This is a genomic window from Tenacibaculum finnmarkense (assembly GCF_900239185.1).
Classification (GTDB): domain Bacteria; phylum Bacteroidota; class Bacteroidia; order Flavobacteriales; family Flavobacteriaceae; genus Polaribacter; species Polaribacter finnmarkensis.
In genome coordinates this window covers 81,499-99,273 of record NZ_OENA01000013.1, presented here as the reverse complement: position 1 = coordinate 99,273, position 17,775 = coordinate 81,499, and the positions used below count along the sequence as shown (strand labels likewise).

At 29.7% G+C, this 17,775-nt stretch carries 16 protein-coding genes and 1 tRNA gene; 7 read left to right on the top strand and 10 right to left on the bottom strand.

Annotation, left to right across the window (positions count from 1 at the left end):
* Positions 1 to 11 precede the first annotated feature (11 nt).
* From AQ1689_RS01310 to AQ1689_RS01275, 8 genes are all read right to left on the bottom strand, one after another.
* Complete coding sequence (locus tag AQ1689_RS01310; RefSeq protein WP_101915591.1) at positions 12 to 1,280, bottom strand: YaiO family outer membrane beta-barrel protein; 1,269 nt, start codon at positions 1,278 to 1,280, stop codon at positions 12 to 14.
* Positions 1,281 to 1,288: 8 nt separating this feature from the next.
* Positions 1,289 to 2,638, bottom strand: a complete 1,350-nt coding sequence (locus tag AQ1689_RS01305) for a glycosyltransferase family 2 protein (protein ID WP_232122560.1) — start codon at positions 2,636 to 2,638, stop codon at positions 1,289 to 1,291.
* A gap of 93 nt (positions 2,639 to 2,731) precedes the next feature.
* Positions 2,732 to 2,932: a hypothetical protein gene (locus AQ1689_RS01300; RefSeq protein ID WP_101954943.1), complete on the bottom strand. Its 201-nt coding sequence runs from the start codon at positions 2,930 to 2,932 to the stop codon at positions 2,732 to 2,734.
* A gap of 30 nt (positions 2,933 to 2,962) precedes the next feature.
* A complete protein-coding gene (locus AQ1689_RS01295) occupies positions 2,963 to 3,625 on the bottom strand; it encodes a hypothetical protein (RefSeq protein WP_145993714.1) in 663 nt (220 codons plus the stop codon).
* A complete protein-coding gene (locus tag AQ1689_RS01290; RefSeq protein WP_058884461.1) occupies positions 3,622 to 3,978 on the bottom strand; it encodes a response regulator in 357 nt (118 codons plus the stop codon). Before AQ1689_RS01290 ends, AQ1689_RS01295 begins: the two co-directional genes overlap by 4 nt.
* Before the next feature lie 197 nt (positions 3,979 to 4,175).
* Positions 4,176 to 5,630, bottom strand: a complete 1,455-nt coding sequence (locus AQ1689_RS01285; protein ID WP_101915587.1) for a DUF389 domain-containing protein — start codon at positions 5,628 to 5,630, stop codon at positions 4,176 to 4,178.
* 124 nt (positions 5,631 to 5,754) lie between these two features.
* Entirely contained in the window at positions 5,755 to 6,870 is a 1,116-nt protein-coding gene (locus AQ1689_RS01280; protein ID WP_101954941.1) for a C1 family peptidase, read from the bottom strand.
* A gap of 84 nt (positions 6,871 to 6,954) precedes the next feature.
* On the bottom strand, positions 6,955 to 9,366 hold the full coding sequence (locus AQ1689_RS01275; protein WP_101954940.1) for a TonB-dependent receptor: 2,412 nt from the start codon (positions 9,364 to 9,366) through the stop codon (positions 6,955 to 6,957).
* Positions 9,367 to 9,569: 203 nt separating this feature from the next.
* Between AQ1689_RS01275 and AQ1689_RS01270 the strand changes: the two genes are divergently transcribed.
* Both AQ1689_RS01270 and AQ1689_RS01265 read left to right on the top strand, forming a co-directional pair.
* On the top strand, positions 9,570 to 10,712 hold the full coding sequence (locus AQ1689_RS01270; RefSeq protein WP_101916126.1) for a M14 family metallopeptidase: 1,143 nt from the start codon (positions 9,570 to 9,572) through the stop codon (positions 10,710 to 10,712).
* A gap of 15 nt (positions 10,713 to 10,727) precedes the next feature.
* Positions 10,728 to 11,573, top strand: coding sequence for a hypothetical protein (locus AQ1689_RS01265; RefSeq protein ID WP_101954939.1), 846 nt, complete (start codon positions 10,728 to 10,730; stop codon positions 11,571 to 11,573).
* A 213-nt stretch (positions 11,574 to 11,786) separates the two neighbouring features.
* Here AQ1689_RS01265 and trxB read toward each other — a convergent pair whose 3' ends face one another.
* A complete protein-coding gene (trxB, locus tag AQ1689_RS01260) occupies positions 11,787 to 12,725 on the bottom strand; it encodes a thioredoxin-disulfide reductase (protein ID WP_101954938.1) in 939 nt (312 codons plus the stop codon).
* Positions 12,726 to 12,901: 176 nt separating this feature from the next.
* Between trxB and AQ1689_RS01255 the strand changes: the two genes are divergently transcribed.
* The 3 genes from AQ1689_RS01255 (at position 12,902) to AQ1689_RS01245 (ending at position 14,061) form a co-directional block, all read left to right on the top strand.
* Positions 12,902 to 12,976, top strand: a tRNA-Pro gene (locus AQ1689_RS01255).
* A gap of 158 nt (positions 12,977 to 13,134) precedes the next feature.
* Positions 13,135 to 13,500, top strand: coding sequence for an MmcQ/YjbR family DNA-binding protein (locus AQ1689_RS01250; protein ID WP_058884411.1), 366 nt, complete (start codon positions 13,135 to 13,137; stop codon positions 13,498 to 13,500).
* A 3-nt stretch (positions 13,501 to 13,503) separates the two neighbouring features.
* Entirely contained in the window at positions 13,504 to 14,061 is a 558-nt protein-coding gene (locus AQ1689_RS01245; RefSeq protein WP_101954937.1) for a 5-formyltetrahydrofolate cyclo-ligase, read from the top strand.
* Positions 14,062 to 14,131: 70 nt separating this feature from the next.
* Here AQ1689_RS01245 and rho read toward each other — a convergent pair whose 3' ends face one another.
* The gene (rho, locus tag AQ1689_RS01240; protein WP_101954936.1) at positions 14,132 to 15,955 is read right to left on the bottom strand and encodes a transcription termination factor Rho; all 1,824 of its coding nucleotides are present in this window, start codon (positions 15,953 to 15,955) and stop codon (positions 14,132 to 14,134) included.
* Positions 15,956 to 16,156: 201 nt separating this feature from the next.
* Here rho and AQ1689_RS01235 point away from each other — a divergent pair, with 201 nt between their 5' ends.
* Together AQ1689_RS01235 and AQ1689_RS01230 are read left to right on the top strand one after the other, a co-directional pair.
* A complete protein-coding gene (locus tag AQ1689_RS01235) occupies positions 16,157 to 16,594 on the top strand; it encodes a DUF4293 domain-containing protein (protein ID WP_101954935.1) in 438 nt (145 codons plus the stop codon).
* Between the two features lie 228 nt (positions 16,595 to 16,822).
* Positions 16,823 to 17,473: a response regulator transcription factor gene (locus AQ1689_RS01230; protein WP_101954934.1), complete on the top strand. Its 651-nt coding sequence runs from the start codon at positions 16,823 to 16,825 to the stop codon at positions 17,471 to 17,473.
* Positions 17,474 to 17,775 lie beyond the last annotated feature (302 nt).

Below are 17,775 nucleotides of genomic sequence, written 5' to 3'. Positions count from 1 at the left end.
ATAAAATACTACTAAAACCGATACTTTAAACCTATGCCTGCTAAAAATTGGCTTCCTTTTTTAGTTGCCTTAAATTCTTCCATTAAATAACCAATATTTGCCGATATATTATAGTTATGAGTTACTGTTTTTGTTGCACCTATCGTTGCATAATAAGAGTTTAAATTGATGTTAGAAGCCACTGGTATAAATTTTGATGGCTCATCAGGTGAAATTCCTGTTCCTAATCTAATCGCTATATAGTTTTCAGCGCCACTATAATAATACCGAATATTTGTTTGATAATTTTGTATAAATCCACTAGCTATTTCTGGACTTATAAATACACCTGCGTTTAAATAAAAATCACCAACATAAGACGTAATCCCAACAATATACGTTGTAAAATTAGCCGTATCAAAAGTTAAATATCGAAAACCGACTTCCATTTCAATGCCTTTTAAAACCGAATAATATACCGATGCTTTTACTCCTAATTTTTGAAAAAAATCAGCATTAGAAGACGTACTGACATTTACATAACTATAACATTTTTTAGAAAACACCGGATACGATTCTAATTCATATAATATCGCATCGTTTGTAAAACGCTTACTATGAGTTACACGAACTCCAAAAGAATGTGCTCCTACGAATTTCATATATTCCAATTGCTTGGTATGCCATGTTTTTTTCGTTGGATATTCTGCCCCAAAAGAACTAGCATTATAATAAACACTAATTTGATTGGTATTTACCTTCTTTAAAAGTAATCGATATCTATATTTTTGACCAATATTTAATTGGTTTTTAGCTATTTTAGATAGTATTTCCTTTGTATTCTTAAGGTCTTTTAGGCGATAATAAGCTTCCGCTTTTGATAAATCAACATCAATATCTTCTTTATAAAAAGCGGTAATATCAGCGATAAATTTAGCAAGTATTTTTTCATTTTTGATAAGACTTAATTGTCTAATTACATCATTTTTAAGTCCCCTTGGTTCTTCTGATTTTAAAAGTAATTTTAAATCGTTATTTACCAGTTCAGTTTTATGTAATCTTTGTGAAATCCTTATGCGTAAAACACGAATATCAATATAATTAGGAGCAATATTTAAAGCCGTATTTACAAGATTTAAGGCTTCTTTATTTGCCTTTTTTTTATATAAATTATTTGCTTTATAATACAGTGAATCTACATTTATTTTATCCTTTTGAGCTTCCGAAGAAAAACAATTAAAGAGATAAAAAAAAATTATTAAGCAATAATGTATTCTTAAATTTATCCTTGTAAAATTCATTATTAATTTTATTTATTTTGTTCTTCATTTTCCTCTTCTTCATTAAAACCATCCCTATCCATAGTTCCCCAACCTGTATTAATTTTAAATATCTTCTTAAAAAAACCTTTTAATTGTGCGTATAACATTATTGGGTGACTATAAAAAGATTCTATATAAGAAACTAGTAATAATTGGATAATCATTTTAGGCTTTAAATAATGTTTGTAATTTAAGGAATACATTAATATTGCAATTGTTGAAAATAGACAACCTGCTAAATACACTGTGAAAGCCAAAAGAAGTGCCATTTGTAAATTCATAAACCCATTAATTGCGTAATAAATTAAGTATAACATTCCTAAAAACTCAACAATAGGAGCTCCTAACTCAAAGAAAATCCAATATGGAAAAAAATATTTCCCCATATTTCCATATTTTTTATTGAAAAATAAATTTCGATGTTTATATAAGGTTTCCCATAACCCTCTAGCCCATCGATCTCGTTGTGATATATAAATTTTAAAATTAGGCGGAGCTTCTGTCCAGCATAATACCTCAGGAATATAAACAACCTTATAAGGTTGTTTTAAGTTTTCCATATGAGTTCGTAAACGAATACATAATTCTAAATCTTCTCCAATAGTATCTTTATCTAACCCTCCTACTTCAAGTAATCGATGTCTAGGATATAATCCAAAAGCACCTGAAACAAGCATTAATCCATTAATATGCCCCCATGCCATTCTACCTAATAAAAAAGCTCTTATGTATTCAACTATTTGTATGCGTGGTAGTAATTTTTTAGGCATTCTAATTTCTTTAAGAATACCATTTTTAATAACCGAATCATTAGCTATTCCAATAATACCTCCACTAGCAATAACTTCTTTTTCTGTTGCTTCAATATAGGGTCTAACCATTTTTAATAAAGCATCTTGCTCTATAATACAATCGGCATCTGTACATAAAACTAAGTTTGATTTGGCAAAAATAATCCCACAATTAATAGCATCTGAACGACCTCCATTAAACTTATCAACAACAGTTAAGCTTGTGTATTTAGAATTGGTGCTTTTATATATTTTTTTAATTTCGGCACATGAAACTGCACTTGTGTTCTTTACAATTTCAATTTCTTTCAAACTAAAAACATCAATTAATTGTTCTATTGAATTATCAGTACTTCCGTCATTTACAATAATCAATTCGTAAAAAGGGTACTGTATCGATAATAATGATTTAACATTTGTTATAATTGTTTTTCCTTCATTATAAGCTGGAGCAATTAAACTAACAGAAGGTAAATCATGAGAACCTTTTATGTAATCTATATTTAGGAAAATTGCTTTTTGTTTTGATTTTTTTATAGCTTTCAAAGCCAAAATAATTAGAAAAAAATATACACAAAATATGCAAATACCATAAATAAAGAAGAAATATTCGATACTATTTCTTACAAAATAATCCATTTAATTTTTAGGAATTGTTACTTTTAAATCATTCAAAATAGTAGCATATTGATTTCTTTCTAGTGTTTTATAAAATAGGTTTTCTACACTTTCTTCTTTCCCTATAGATGATAAATATTTTAATGTATTTATTGCAATAGTTACTAATCTGGTATCATCTGAAAATATTTGTTCTATAACATAATATTTATATTTTTTCAATTTAAATCTCTTTATAATCCTGATTAACAACTATATAATTGTTTTATTTTCAGAAGCTAAAGCTTTTTGAATATAAATATCATCAAATTCATGTGGTTTTTCTTCTAATTTTTCAATAATTCTAATTTGTTGCCATAACGAAATATATGGCTTTACATAAGGAAAAAACGCTAGACTTTTCCATCCTAAAAAGCTAACTAATGCTACTTGTGCCTCCCTACGTACTAATGTATTTTTATCATTTCTACATTTATTGATTGTTTTTATATTTTCCGATAATTCAAATTCGTATGACAGCCATATTGCTTTAGCTTTTACATACCCTTTTTCATTATTTATTTTTTGATTTAGAACGCTAGACACTTCTAAATAATCAAAAATAACTTTAAAATTTTGAAGATTAGAGAACTTTACAATACGGTTAAATTTGATAAATATAGTTGCAGCTCTAAATAAATATTTGATATCTTTATTTATGACCTTTTTAAATTTTTTAAGTTGTTTATTACTTTCTTCTATTTCCACCTTAGAATAAGTGGCTATAATTCCTTCTAATATTTTTTTTTCAAATACAATATCTTCTTTACCTCTCTTCTTCTTTATTGTCACAAATAAAAATAAATAACACCAAATTAAAATAATTACAAAAATAAAAATGGCTATTAGAATATACAATGCGTTTATTAAACTCATAAGTACCTACCAATACGTTTTTCTATATCTACTTTAGTAAAAGGAAAAGAGATAAATTCATTAATTCCAATTTTATTTGCAAGACTAACGATATTATCTTGATCAACTTCAGACATTACCACAATAGGCGATTCACTTGCCATTATTTTTAAATCTTCTAAATATTGAAAAACAAAGCTCCCTTTAATTACTGCATCAGTAACAATCAGGTCATACTTATTAGTTTTAAGACTTTTTATTGTTTCATCATATGAAGTACTAATTTTAAAATTAGTGTTTGCTGATGCTAACATCATTTTTATTAAAGATGAAATACTTACATCATTATTTACTATTAAAATACTCTTATCCATACTTTGTTTATTTAAAAAACAGTACAATTAAATTTATAAATAAAAGGGGGATTTTTATTTAAAGATAAGCAAAGAGTTCTGTTTATAATTAATATAAACAATACAAAATAGTTATTTTTAGACGTGCAAATATTCCTATTAAATTTTAATTAAAATAGGAATATTCATTATGAAAACATTAATAAGATGTAAAAAAATTACTTAATCAGAACCACTTTTAATTTCAGTTCTTTTTCGATCCAACTTTTTAGTTCTTTTTCTTTCTGTTTAACTACTGAATCAGTTAATTTTTTATTCCAAACTACTGATAACTCAGGAATCGTATCTATTTTAATAAAATCAGTCGAAGATAATTTTTTAGAAAAACTAATTCCTTTAATATCGTTGAATCTAATTTTAGCTTCCTTGGCTATGGTACTAAAAGGAATGCTATTTTCATCTTGCTTTAAAGCGGTTTGTTCTATATTATTATTTAAACTTGAAATTGTTGTTTTTAAATCGCTAATTTCTTTTTGTAAGCCTTTTATAATGTTATCTTTTTGATCTAAATCAACAATTGCCCTATCGTAGGCATCAACAACTCTATCGACACTTCTGGCTTTATTTTCATTAACAACCAATTCGTAAACATCTAATTTAGGATAGCTTTTTAATTCATTTCTTAAAAAAGTTTCGGTAGCATCGGTAACATCGCCATTAAAAAATAAATTAATTTTTTTAGTCTTTTTATCGATGTTTTCTCTTTGTAACCATAAATCTTTATTGGCTAAAATTTCATCTTTTAAAAATTTATCATAATTTGATTTAACCACGCTTTCTTTATAAACACTTACAAAGGTAAACACAGCGGGCACCATTACTAAAAAACCGATAAAAGAAGCCACTTGCGCTATTCGTTTTCTCTTTTCAGAATTTACATAACGAATCATGGTAAACCCTAATAATTTTAGCACTAAAAAAGTAGCTAAAGCGATAAAAATGGTATTAATTGTAAATAAATACATTGCTCCAAAAAAGTAATCAAATTTACCAATTGCTAAGCCATAACCTGCCGTACATAAAGGTGGCATTAAAGCGGTAGCAATAGCAACACCAAATATTACCGATGCTATTGTTCCTTTTTTTGTTCGAGCGATGATTAAGGCTAAACCACCAAAAAAGGCAATTAACACATCTCGAATATCGGGTTTTACCCTTCCTAATAATTCTGAAGTTTCTTCTTTTAAAGGAAACAAAAAGAAGAATAAAAATGCGGTTAATAAACTCAACACAATCATAATTGCCAAGTTTATCAATGATTTTTTTAAGGTATCAATATCATTAATTGCTAACGACATTCCAATACCTAAAATAGGTCCCATTAATGGCGATATTAACATGGCTCCAATTACCACAGCAGTTGAATTAGCATTTAACCCAATCGATGCTACAAATATTGAGCAAATTAAAATCCAAACAGTAGCTCCTTTAAAAGGAATATCATTTTTTATGGCTTCAATGGTTGCTTCTTGATCGGTATCATGGCGAAAATCTAATAATTCTACCATAAATATTTTAATACTTTCCCACAATCCTTTAGCATCTTCTTGAACTGCTTGTTTAGATTGCGCTACACTTTCGTCTTGCTTTTCTTGCTTTATTTTTTCTTCCATATAAATTGATTTTATAACGCTCGAAAGATACGCAATTATCACTTTATAGTATCAAAACAAAAAAACCCAAAGAAATATCTTTGGGCTTTTACTCGTATTTTTAAAAATTTCTTTAAAAGAGGAATTACTTGATGTTTAATTTCTTTTTTAAACCTTTTGAAACACCATCTTTATGTAATAAAACTGAAATTGTTTTTAATTTAAAATAAGGAACAGACATATAAATATATCCTTTATTTCCTACTTTCGAACCCCAAGAATTTTTAACTTTAAAATACTTGTTTCCTTTCTGATCTTTCATTAATCCTACGATGTGCATTAAATGATCATCGGTAGTATTAAAGTTTTCAAATTCTGATTGACGAAAACTAGGGGTAATTTTCTTTTCTTTAACTAATTCAGTTAAGCCTTTTTCACTTTCTGAACTGCTTGCAGGAATAATTGCAATACCATTTTTTGCTGAAAATGTTTTCTCAGAAACATCACAATCTAATGCAATTGTATATCCTTTTTCAATCGCATTTTGTGTTACCTCAACCAATTCATCTAATGAAACATTATGAAAAGCACCGTTTGAAAAATTATCAGGAATATTCAATACAAATTCATCATACATTTTTGCATGCTGAAAAGAGGTTATTGAAACATAATTTTCAGGATTAATTTTAATATGATCTGCAAAGCTTTTTGGTGTATAACTAGCGCCATCAAAATTAAATGTTTTTTTATTTTCTCCTAAATAAACATCTAAAACACGTTGGGTTGCTTGTTTCCATTTTGGGCTTAATTCTTTTGCTGGGTTTTTAATATAAGCATTTAGCATCGATTTTAAAACCGCAACTACCTCAGCATGATTATGCCTATTTTGCCCAGCATCTAAGCCTGAAAAAACCTGCTCAGGAGCTAGCCCGTAATTTGCTACTGAATTGATAACATCATGTGCCAAACCACCTTCGCTAAATTGTGCTTTCCCTTGACGGTATAAATAATTATTTGCCTTCTCAGAATAGGTGTTACGAACCGTGTACATTTCTGATAAATCAATATTTTTACCTGTTAATCGTATTACTTCCGACTCTAAAAACGATGTTGTTGAAAAACTCCAACAAGTACCCGTGCTTCCTTGACTTTTTACTTGGGTGCTTTCTATATCTTCTAATGTTTTGAATTTATATTTTTGAGCGGTAATTGAACCAATACTTAAAAAAGCAAAAGCGGCTCCGATAAACAAGTTTTTCATCTGATGTATTTTAATTTAACGAGCAATTTAGCATTTTTACTTATTTTTAACATCATTTTTACCGTTAAAATATTTAAAAATCTTCTAAAAATCTACAATCACTCCAATTCTTGGTAAAACATTACCCGATGTACTTTCTATTTCTTCTAAAACATATCTTGATGAATCGTTTGAATCAGTAACTCGTCCGTTAGCGTCTTCTATCGGTAATAAAAAAGGTTGTTCACTAGCACTGTTAGCGTAAACATTCTGAATATCAACATATAAGTTAACAGCTATCTTCTTAAAAAACCATGTTTTATCAACTCTTGCATCTAATTGTGTGTAGGTATCAAAACGTTTTTGATTTAATCTTGAAAAATCTAAAACACCTCCATTTACAACATCATAATTAGTTTTTAATGATGAAGCATTTCTATCATAAGGTGTGTAAGGTCTTGCGCCAACTAACCGAAATTTAGCGCCTATTTCCCAATTTTTCTTTAATTTTTTTCCTGCGGTTATTGTTAAAAGATGTTTATTATCCCAAGTAGAAGGAATATAACTTCCTAAAGCATCTTTAAATTCACTTCTTACAAAAGTATATGAGGCTAATCCATATAAACCATTAAATGATTTTTTCTGAGCTAATATTTCAAAACCATAAGCGCGTCCTTTTGAATTAGAAACCACTTCTTCATTTCCTACAACACCAAAATCAGCTCCTAAATTTGCCAAACTAATTTGATTTCTTACTGAAAATGGATACTTATCGTACGCTTTATAAAATCCTTCAAAAGTAATTTTAGAGTTCGTATTTGGTTTGTATGATAAACCACTCACAAAATGGTCAGACTGTATATATTTTAATCCTTTTTTATTGATAAATTCTCCTGAGTTATCTTTAAATCCTAAAACGGTATAAGATGGAATTTGATAATAACGACCTACCGATGAACTTAAACTCATTTTATCATTTAAGCTATAATTTAATGAAAATCTTGGCGAAAATTGATTGAATGAATTTTTCATTTTTTTATTATAATCAACACCATCAATTCTAAATCCGAAGGAAACACCTAATTTATTCTTTAAATATTCTTTTGATACCTGCCCAAAAACACCATATTTAATAAAATTGATATCCGAATTAAAAGTATCTTCAAAAACTGCTTGAGAATTTGCCACTTTTCGATACGTATTATTTAAATAAGTAGCCGTTTCTATGTTTGTACCTATATTGACTTTATAATTATTTGAAGTGCTAAAATTATTTTCATATCGAAACTTAGTTTCTATTTCTTTAGAACTATAATTTAACAATAAATTTGCTGCTACTTCTTGATTCAAAAAATATTTTTCAGCAGTGTTTTTCAGCTCATTTCTACTTAAAACGACTAAATGTGTCGAGTTTTCAGCAAAATACTTATAACTCGCACCAACCGTATAATTCCATTGACTATTTACAGGAACAGTATTTAAAACAATAGTATTTCTTTTTAAAATATCTTGATCTGTTATATCATCATTTACAGATTCATTCAATTTAAAATTATCGATTGCTCCTAAAGCAATTATTGATAATTCACTATTTTTTGATAATTGCGATTTTACATTTAACTGAAAATCGTTATAAGTTGGTAAAAAAGGTAATTTTATCAGCTTGAATAAAAACTGCAAATATGATTGACGAACAGACAACATAAAAGTAGTATTATCACCTAAAGGACCATCTAAAGTAATTCCTGCATCAGAAGTTCCTAAAGTAGCTCTTGTATTTAAAGCAGTTGGATTCCCTCGTTTTTGTGTAAATTCGATAACCGAACTTAACGTATTTCCTCTATTCGCAGGAAAAGCACTCGAATAAAAATCAACCTTACGGATTAAATCTGCATTCATAATTCCTACAGGTCCACCAGTTGCGCCTTGTGTTTGAAAATGATTAATTACAGGAACTTCAATGCCATCTAAATAAAATTTATTTTCAGATGTTGCGCCTCCTCTAATTATAATATCATTTCGAAACCCAGGATTAGAAGCAACACCAGGAAACGATTGAATAACTTTTAAAATATCTCTATTTCCTCCAGGATTTTTTTCAATTTCTGCAACTCCTAAAGATTGTAAAGACAACGGACTTTGTACCGATTTTTTAAACAAATTAGCCTTTACCTCAACTTCGTTTAAAGTAGTCTCACTTTCTTTTAACTCAATAGTTACAAACGGGATATTATCATTTGTTACTAAATATTCATCAGAAATTAACGTTTGATAACCAATAAAGGATACTTGTATTTTATTATATCCTAAAGGAATATTAGCTATTTTAAACGCACCGTTTTCATCAGAAACAACTCCTTTTGTAGTTCCATAAACCAATACATTTACAAAAGGAAGAACATCCCTTGTTTTAGCATCAATTATTTTTCCTGAAATAACACCATTTTGATCATCATTCTGACTTACCACAAGTAAAGAATGCAAAAAAACTACAAACAATAAACATATATTTTTCATAAATAAGCTGATTTACAGCTAGCTAAAATACATACTATTGCGTAAATTAAGGTAAAATGACACCTAAAAATAAGCCATAGAAAATAAAGTATCTATTTTTATCTCTTACAAATTTAATCGTATTCTTTACCTTTGAAAAACGCTTCGTTATTTAGCTACCACAGCTATACTATTTAAAATTTCATCAAAATAAAATAAACATTATGCAAATTACAACAAACTTTGATGCTGGTAATATTACCCTAATATCACAGCAACAAAATAGCGCACAATTAAACATTAGAAAAGATACCAATTCTCATTTTTTTCAATGGTTTAATTTTAAAATTACCGATATTACCATAGGAGAAACCTATACTTTTTGTATTGAAAACGCTAGTGAAAGTGCCTTTGCCGATGGTTGGGAAAATTACAAAACAAACGCTTCTTACGATGCTAAAAATTGGTTTCGTTTACAAAACACCGAGTATAAAAATGGTAAACTTTACTTTAGTATTACCCCTGTGCAAAACGAAGTAAATTTCGCTTATTTTACGCCATTTACCTACGAGCAACATCTTAATTTAGTAGCAACAGCAAGTAAAAGTAACTTGTGTACAACTAATATTTTAGGCGAAACTATCAATAAAAAACCTATAGAACTTTTACAATTTGGAACCCCTAGCGATACCAAGAAAAACATCTGGATTATTGCACGTCAGCATCCTGGTGAGAGTATGGCGGAATGGTTTATCAACGGGATTGTAAATCGTTTTATTGCTGAAAATATTTTAGAAGATACTACCATTGATACACTACTAGAAACCTGCTGTTTTTATATCATTCCGAACATGAATATTGATGGAAGTATTGCAGGAAATTTACGTGTAAACACCTTAGGAATTAATTATAATAGAGTTTGGGAAAACCCCAATAAAGCTACTGAGCCAGAGGTTTTTTATTGCAAACAAAAAATGCAAGAAACAGGTGTTGATTTTCTATTAGATGTTCATGGCGATGAAGCAATTCCTTATAATTTTGTAACCAGTTTAAGAGGAATTCCTAGTGTTACTGATAAAATTTTATCAGAAGAAATTCGTTTTAAAAATGAATGGATGTCGGTAACTCCAGAATTTCAAGATGTGCATAAATATGAAGATAGCGAACCTAATATGGCAAATTTAGCGGTTTGTTCTTATCAAATTGGTGAACTTTTTAAAGCACTTTCTTTTACCTTAGAAATGCCTTTTAAAGATAATGACGATGTTGTTGAACCAACAAAACAATGGTCTGATGAACGTTCAGAAGCTTTAGGTGCTTCTTTTTTAACAGCGTTAGAAGGATTTTTACTAGGGTGTAAAAATTAAAACCGTTAAAAAACTATGAAAACTATGTTTAAAATAAGTTATCAAATAAATGATATCGCTAAGCTAAAAGGTCAATTTATTTTTGATAAAAAATCAAATACAGCAGTAATCAGTGAAAATGATATCGCTACTATTTTATCTGAATTAACGGCATTAATTATTTCTTTAAAAAAGAAACATAAAATATATCAATTTAATTATAGCATTGGTTTAATCGATGAAAATAATAATATTGATACACAAAAAATATTATTTACTGATGAAAAAACACTTTTTAATGAAGTGTCAAAATACAGTGCTTTAACATCGGCAACAATTACATATCTTCAAGCAACTGACCACGGCGAATATGATTCGAGAATTTGGGAAGATTGCGAAAATCCGCTAGGAACACAAGCTATTTTATCGTTAGTTACTAAAGATAAAAAATGGATGCCTGAATATATCTATTTTTTAAGAACCTGCGATTTAGACCACGAAGTAAATCAAGGTGGCGACATCGAAGAACTTATTGAAAAATACCGATGGAACGAAGAAACTTGTACCCTGGCAATTGCTCGATTAATAACCTGCTGCGGGCAACATGGAAGTGAACAATTTGAAGATTTCTTAGAGGATGGTTTTTCTGATTATATTCAAGAAAATAAACCCTTATTTCTTGAAAAATTAATAGAAGAATTTAAATATGCTTTAGATAGTGACAGCTGTTATTCGCCAAGTTTAAATGCCTCAAAAGAAGATTATTTGAGTGAATTTTTTGAATATATCGAAGCGCTTAATAGTATTTTTGATAAAAATGATTTTGATAAAATAAATACCTACCTTTCAAAGTATTGGGATGATTTTAATGCTAAAGAATAATAGAATTTCTGTTTTTTTAGAGAGTTATTGGCTTTGCGTTAGCGATAGAGCGGTTTGTTTGAGCTCTTTTTTGTTTTTTTCAAACAAAAAAAGCGAGTAGCGAAAGCGCGACCCTTGGGTAACGCCCAAAATATTTCTGGTAAAATACCTAACAAAAAAGAGCGTTTACAACTATGTAAACGCTCTTTTAAATTTTTAAAAGATACTCCTATTTTATTCTAAAGCACCTAAATAACGCTCAGCATCTAGGGCTGCCATACATCCTGAACCTGCTGCTGTTACTGCTTGTCGGTATTCTTTATCTTGAATATCACCCGCTGCAAAAACACCTGGTAAATTGGTTTTAGTCGATTTTCCTTTGGTAATTAAATAGCCAACTTCGTCCATATCTAAAACATCTTTAAATAAATCAGAATTTGGTTTGTGTCCAATAGCGATAAAAACACCTGTTACCGAAATTTGAGTTGTCTGCTTGGTTTGGTTGTTAATCGCACGAACTCCTTCAACAACATTATCGCCTAAAACCTCATCGATTTCGGTATTGTATAATACTTCAATATTTGCCGTTTTACTTACACGATGTTGCATTGCTTTTGAGGCTTTCATGTAATCTTTTCGAACCAATAAGGTCACTTTATTACAAATATTTGCTAAATAAGTTGCTTCTTCGGCAGCAGTATCACCAGCCCCTACAACCACGACATCTTGTCCTTTATAGAAAAAACCATCACAGGTAGCACACGCCGAAACTCCTCCTCCAATTAGGCGTTGTTCACTTTCTAACCCTAAATATTTAGCGGTTGCCCCTGTTGATATAATAATTGTTTCCGCCTCTATTTCAATAGATTCATCGACAATTACTTTGTGGATTCCTCCTACTTCGGTACTCAAATCAACCTTTGTAACCATTCCAAAACGAACGTCAGTTCCAAAACGTTCTGCTTGTTTTTGCAAATCGTTCATCATTGCAGTTCCGTCGGTTCCGTTAGCATATCCTGGGAAATTATCAACTTCGGTAGTCGTTGTTAACTGCCCACCCATTTGCATTCCGGTGTACATAACAGGTTTCATGTCTGCTCTTGCAGCATATATTGCAGCGGTATATCCTGCTGGTCCTGAACCTATAATCAAAAATTTAATTTTTTCTGCCATCATCTAATTTTTTGGTCTTACAAATGTAATTTTTTTTTATCGCTATTGTCTTTTTTTGATATCTATTTTGATTATTACACCATAAACGAAAGCTATTTTAAAAAAAATATTATTTTTTTGCATTTTTTTATTGCAGATCTATTTATTTGTTGTACATTTGCACACCGATAATCGTACGGGGTGTAGCGTAGCCCGGTCATCGCGCCTCGTTTGGGACGAGGAGGTCGCAGGTTCGAATCCTGCCACCCCGACTAAAAGACTTAAGATATTTTTCTTAGGTCTTTTTTGTGCGCTTTATTTTGATTTATTATTTTCTTAATTGCTTGTTTTTTATGTAATTTCGTACTACTTGAAGTATTTTAAAAATACTACTATTCTTCCTATTTTACTAAAAAACATCATTATAATAATGAATATAGAGCAACTTCGTAATTATTGTATGGCTAAAAAAGGCGTTACCGAACATTTTCCTTTTGATAATATTACGCTTGTTTTTAAGGTAATGAATAAAATGTTTACTTTAACTAGCTTGCATAGTTGGGAACAAGGTGAAGCTAAAATAAACTTAAAATGCAATCCTCAGTGGGCTTTAGAACTTCGAGAAGAGTATGAAAACATACTTCCCGGATGGCATATGAATAAAAAACATTGGAACACTATTTTAATAAACAACACTATTGCTGATGCTTTTATTTTTGAATTAATAGATCATTCTTATAGCTTAGTTGTAAAAGGTTTGACAAAAAAAGCACAAATAGCACTTCATTTACTATAAATTATGGATAAAAAAGCACTTAGAAAAATATACAAACAGAAAAGAGCGGCATTAACTGCGCAAGAAATAAACATATTTCAAGAAAGCATTTATCAGCAAATTTTCAATGCAGAAATGATTGATTTCAATGCGATAAATAATGTTCATTTGTTTTTATCTATGGAAAAATTTAAAGAAATAGATACCCTACCTATTATTGATTTCTTCCGAAGTAAAGAAAAAAAAATAATTGTTAGCCAATGTAATTTTGAAGATGATTCGCTAACTCATTTTTATTTAGAAGAAAATACCGAGTTAAAATTAAATAAATTTAGTGTTCCCGAACCTGTAAATGCTACAGAAGTTGCTGTTACAGAAATTGATGTTGTTTTTGTGCCGATGTTAATTTCTGATATTGAAAATTACCGCGTTGGTTATGGTAAAGGATTTTACGATCGTTTTTTAGCCGATTGCAGAAAAGATACCAAAATAATTGGGCTTAATTTTTTTGCACCAATTGCCGAAATTACCGATTGTAATGCCTACGATATTCCTTTAGATTTTGTAATATTCCCTATATAAAACATGAAAAAATCCCGCGAATTGCGGGATTTTTAATTTTATAACTAATTTTCGATAAATTATCAGTGAATTATCCGTTCATCGAAATTAAAAATTCTTCGTTATTTTTAGAGACTCTAATTCTGTCATTAATAAAGGTCATTGCTTCTACAGGGTTCATATCGGCTAAATATTTACGCAGCACCCACATACGTTTTACCGTTTTTGGGTCTAATAATAAATCGTCACGACGGGTACTTGATTTAATTAAATCAATGGCTGGGTAAATTCTACGGTTCGAAATATTACGATCTAATTGTAGTTCCATATTTCCTGTTCCTTTAAATTCTTCAAAGATAACCTCATCCATTTTTGAACCAGTTTCGGTAAGCGCGGTAGCTATAATCGTTAACGATCCTCCGTTTTCAATATTACGAGCCGCTCCAAAGAAACGTTTTGGTTTGTGTAAAGCGTTGGCATCAATACCTCCTGATAAAATTTTACCTGAAGCTGGTGCAACCGTGTTATAGGCTCTTGCCAAACGTGTAATTGAATCTAAAAGAATTACTACGTCATGCCCACATTCTACTAAACGTTTTGCTTTTTCTAAAACAATATTTGCTACACGTACGTGTTTATCGGCAGGTTCATCAAAGGTTGAAGCAACTACCTCACCACGAACATTACGTTTCATGTCGGTAACCTCTTCAGGTCTTTCATCGATTAATAAAACAATTTGATATACTTCAGGATGATTTGCAGCAATAGCATTTGCCACATCCTTTAATAACATTGTTTTACCTGTTTTTGGTTGTGATACAATCATACCACGCTGCCCTTTTCCGATAGGAGAAAATATATCAATAATTCTAGTCGATAAAGAACTTCCTTTTTCGGCTAAATTGAATTTTTCATCTGAAAATAAAGGCGTTAAATGTTCAAACGAAACTCTATCTCGAACAATATTCGGGTTTAAACCGTTAATTTTTGATACTCTAATTAATGGGAAGTATTTTTCACCTTCTTTGGGCGGACGAACATTTCCTAAAACAGTATCTCCTGTTTTTAAACCAAATAATTTTATTTGTGATTGCGATACATAAATATCATCAGGCGATGATAAATAACTATAATCTGATGAGCGTAAGAAACCATATCCGTCAGGCATCATTTCTAAAACTCCTTCACTTTCAATAATTCCATCAAATTCAAAATCAGGATCTCTATATTTATTACCACTTTTATGTGCTGGTTTATTTTGATGCTGATTTTTATGTTGTGGTTTTTTAGCCGCTTCAACTACTGCCCTTGGTCGTGGCACTGTTTTTTTAGCTTCTACTTGAGTTCTTGGTTTTGGTCCTTGCTTTTTAGCCGCCTCAACGACTGCCCTTGGTCGTGGTCTTGAAACAGGTTTTGGTACTTGTTTTTTTACAGCTAATTTACTAGGTACTTCAACCGTTTCTTGAACTTCTTTTTTAGCAGTTTCTGTTGTTTTATCGGCATCTTTATCAGAAATGCTTCCTTTTTTAACTGCTTCTTTTTCTTGCTTTTTAACAGCTGTTTTTACACCAAATTTTATGTTTTTGGTTTCAAGATCCGTTTTTTCTTCTACCTTTTTAACAGCTTGTTCTGCGGTGTTCTCTGCAACTTTCGATGGTTTTTTTTGTTCCACTTCTTGCTTTATTTCTTTAGCTGTCTGTTTGGTATTTTCTTCGGATTTTTCTATTCTTTTTCGCTTAGGTTTTTCAGCTATTGGTTTAGCTTGATTAGCACTAGCTTCTTCTGCTTGTGCATCTAAAATTTTATAAACCAAATCTAATTTTTTTAATTGACTTACTTTGGTTAAACCTATCGTTTTTGCAATTACTTGTAAATCTATTAATTTTTTAGTCTTTAATTCTGAAATCTCGAGCATTGGTAAGATAATTAAGTTATACAACCCTTTAAGAAAAAGGATCTAATTGTATTTAAGTTTTCATATGGTTTCAATTATATAGGAACTATATAATTATTTTGTTGTGTGCAGGTACTTATCTGACAAATATATACAAATAATTTAACTTGTAATATTTCTTTTTAAAAAAATAAATATTACATTTGCTACCGAATAACGAATATGATACAAAGAAAACAATCTATATATCTATTAATTGCAGTATTAATTTCTGCTGGCTTAACCACTTGCTGTAGTCTTTGGGCTAACAACCAAGCAAATACACCTGTTTATATAATAGATTTATTTTCGGGGGCTAGTTTTTTAGAAAAAGCAACGCCTGTATTATTTTTTATTTCCGCTTTATTATCGACTGTAACGCTGTTTTTATTTAAAAACCGTGAGCTACAATTTGTTTTAGGGCGTGTTAACATATTGATTAACTTTTTTTTATTAGGGATATTAATATATCTGTCACAAACATTATCTGGAGAAGCTGCGGTTTCTGAGAAAGGTATTGGGATGTTTTTTCCAATTCTTGTTATTTTGCTGTTAGTTTTAGCAAATAAAGCCATCAAGAAGGATGAAGATCTTGTAAAATCTGTAGATAGATTACGATAAACCTAACATATTAGTATATTTAGTGCGAAAAAAAACCGGAATCTTTGATTTCGGTTTTTTTATTTTTAAAACTATATGAATCAGGTAATTAACAAAACAAATGTTAAAGAAATGTTAACGAAATTAGGGTTAACCCTAATCCAATTAGGGTTAACCCTAACGATCAATTAGGGGTATTGGGTATTGTGTACCCTAAATACATGCTATAAATTTGTAAACGAAACAACAATGGATCAAAAGATTAAAGTTCACATAGCTGATGACCATAAAATCTTAATCGATGGGGTCATCGCCTTATTAAATACAGAGGATAACTTTGAAATAGAAGGCTATTCTTTAACTGGTAAACAAGTAGTAAATTGGTCTACTAAAAACAATGCCGATGTGCTAATTTTAGATATCAATATGCCAGAAATGGACGGGATTGAAGTTTTAAAAGCGTTTAAAAAACGTAATATAGAAATTAAAACAATCATTCTATCTGGTTTAAGTGACGCTAAATTAGTGCAGCAAATGGTTTTATTAGGTGCTAATGGGTTTATTGATAAAAGTTGTGCTAGTGAACATATTATAGATGCCATAAAAAATGTACATAATGGTGCACAATATTTTAGTGATACAATTAAAACTAACTTATTGGAATTGTATGTTTCTGAAGCGAAAATTGAAGAAAATCGTTTAAATAAAGAAGAGTTAACTGATAGAGAAATTGAAGTATTAAAGCAAATAGCTTTAGAAAAAAACTCTACTGAAATAGCAGTTCATTTATCAGTGAGTGTAAAATCGATTGAAACATATCGTAAGAGTTTATATAGAAAATTAAAAGTAAAAAATGTAGTCGGTTTAGCGATGTACGCTGTTAGAAATAATATAATATAAAGCCAATAGTCCCCCGTAAATCTATCGCTTTATTAGTAAGTACATCGCTAAAAACCAACACTATAATCATAAAAAATAAAATCAGCGATGTACTTGTTAGCAATAACTAGCGTAAAATAAAAAAAACCCTTCATTTTGTTTTGTTTACCGTACTGTATTTTTAGTACATCGCTTTTTTACACTTATTATGCCACAGCGATTAAAACCGACTGATTATCTTTATGAAAATAATAGAAATTCAATCAAATAAAGTTAAAATGAAATTATAGAGATTTGAACATTGAAAGTAAACAAAATAGTAA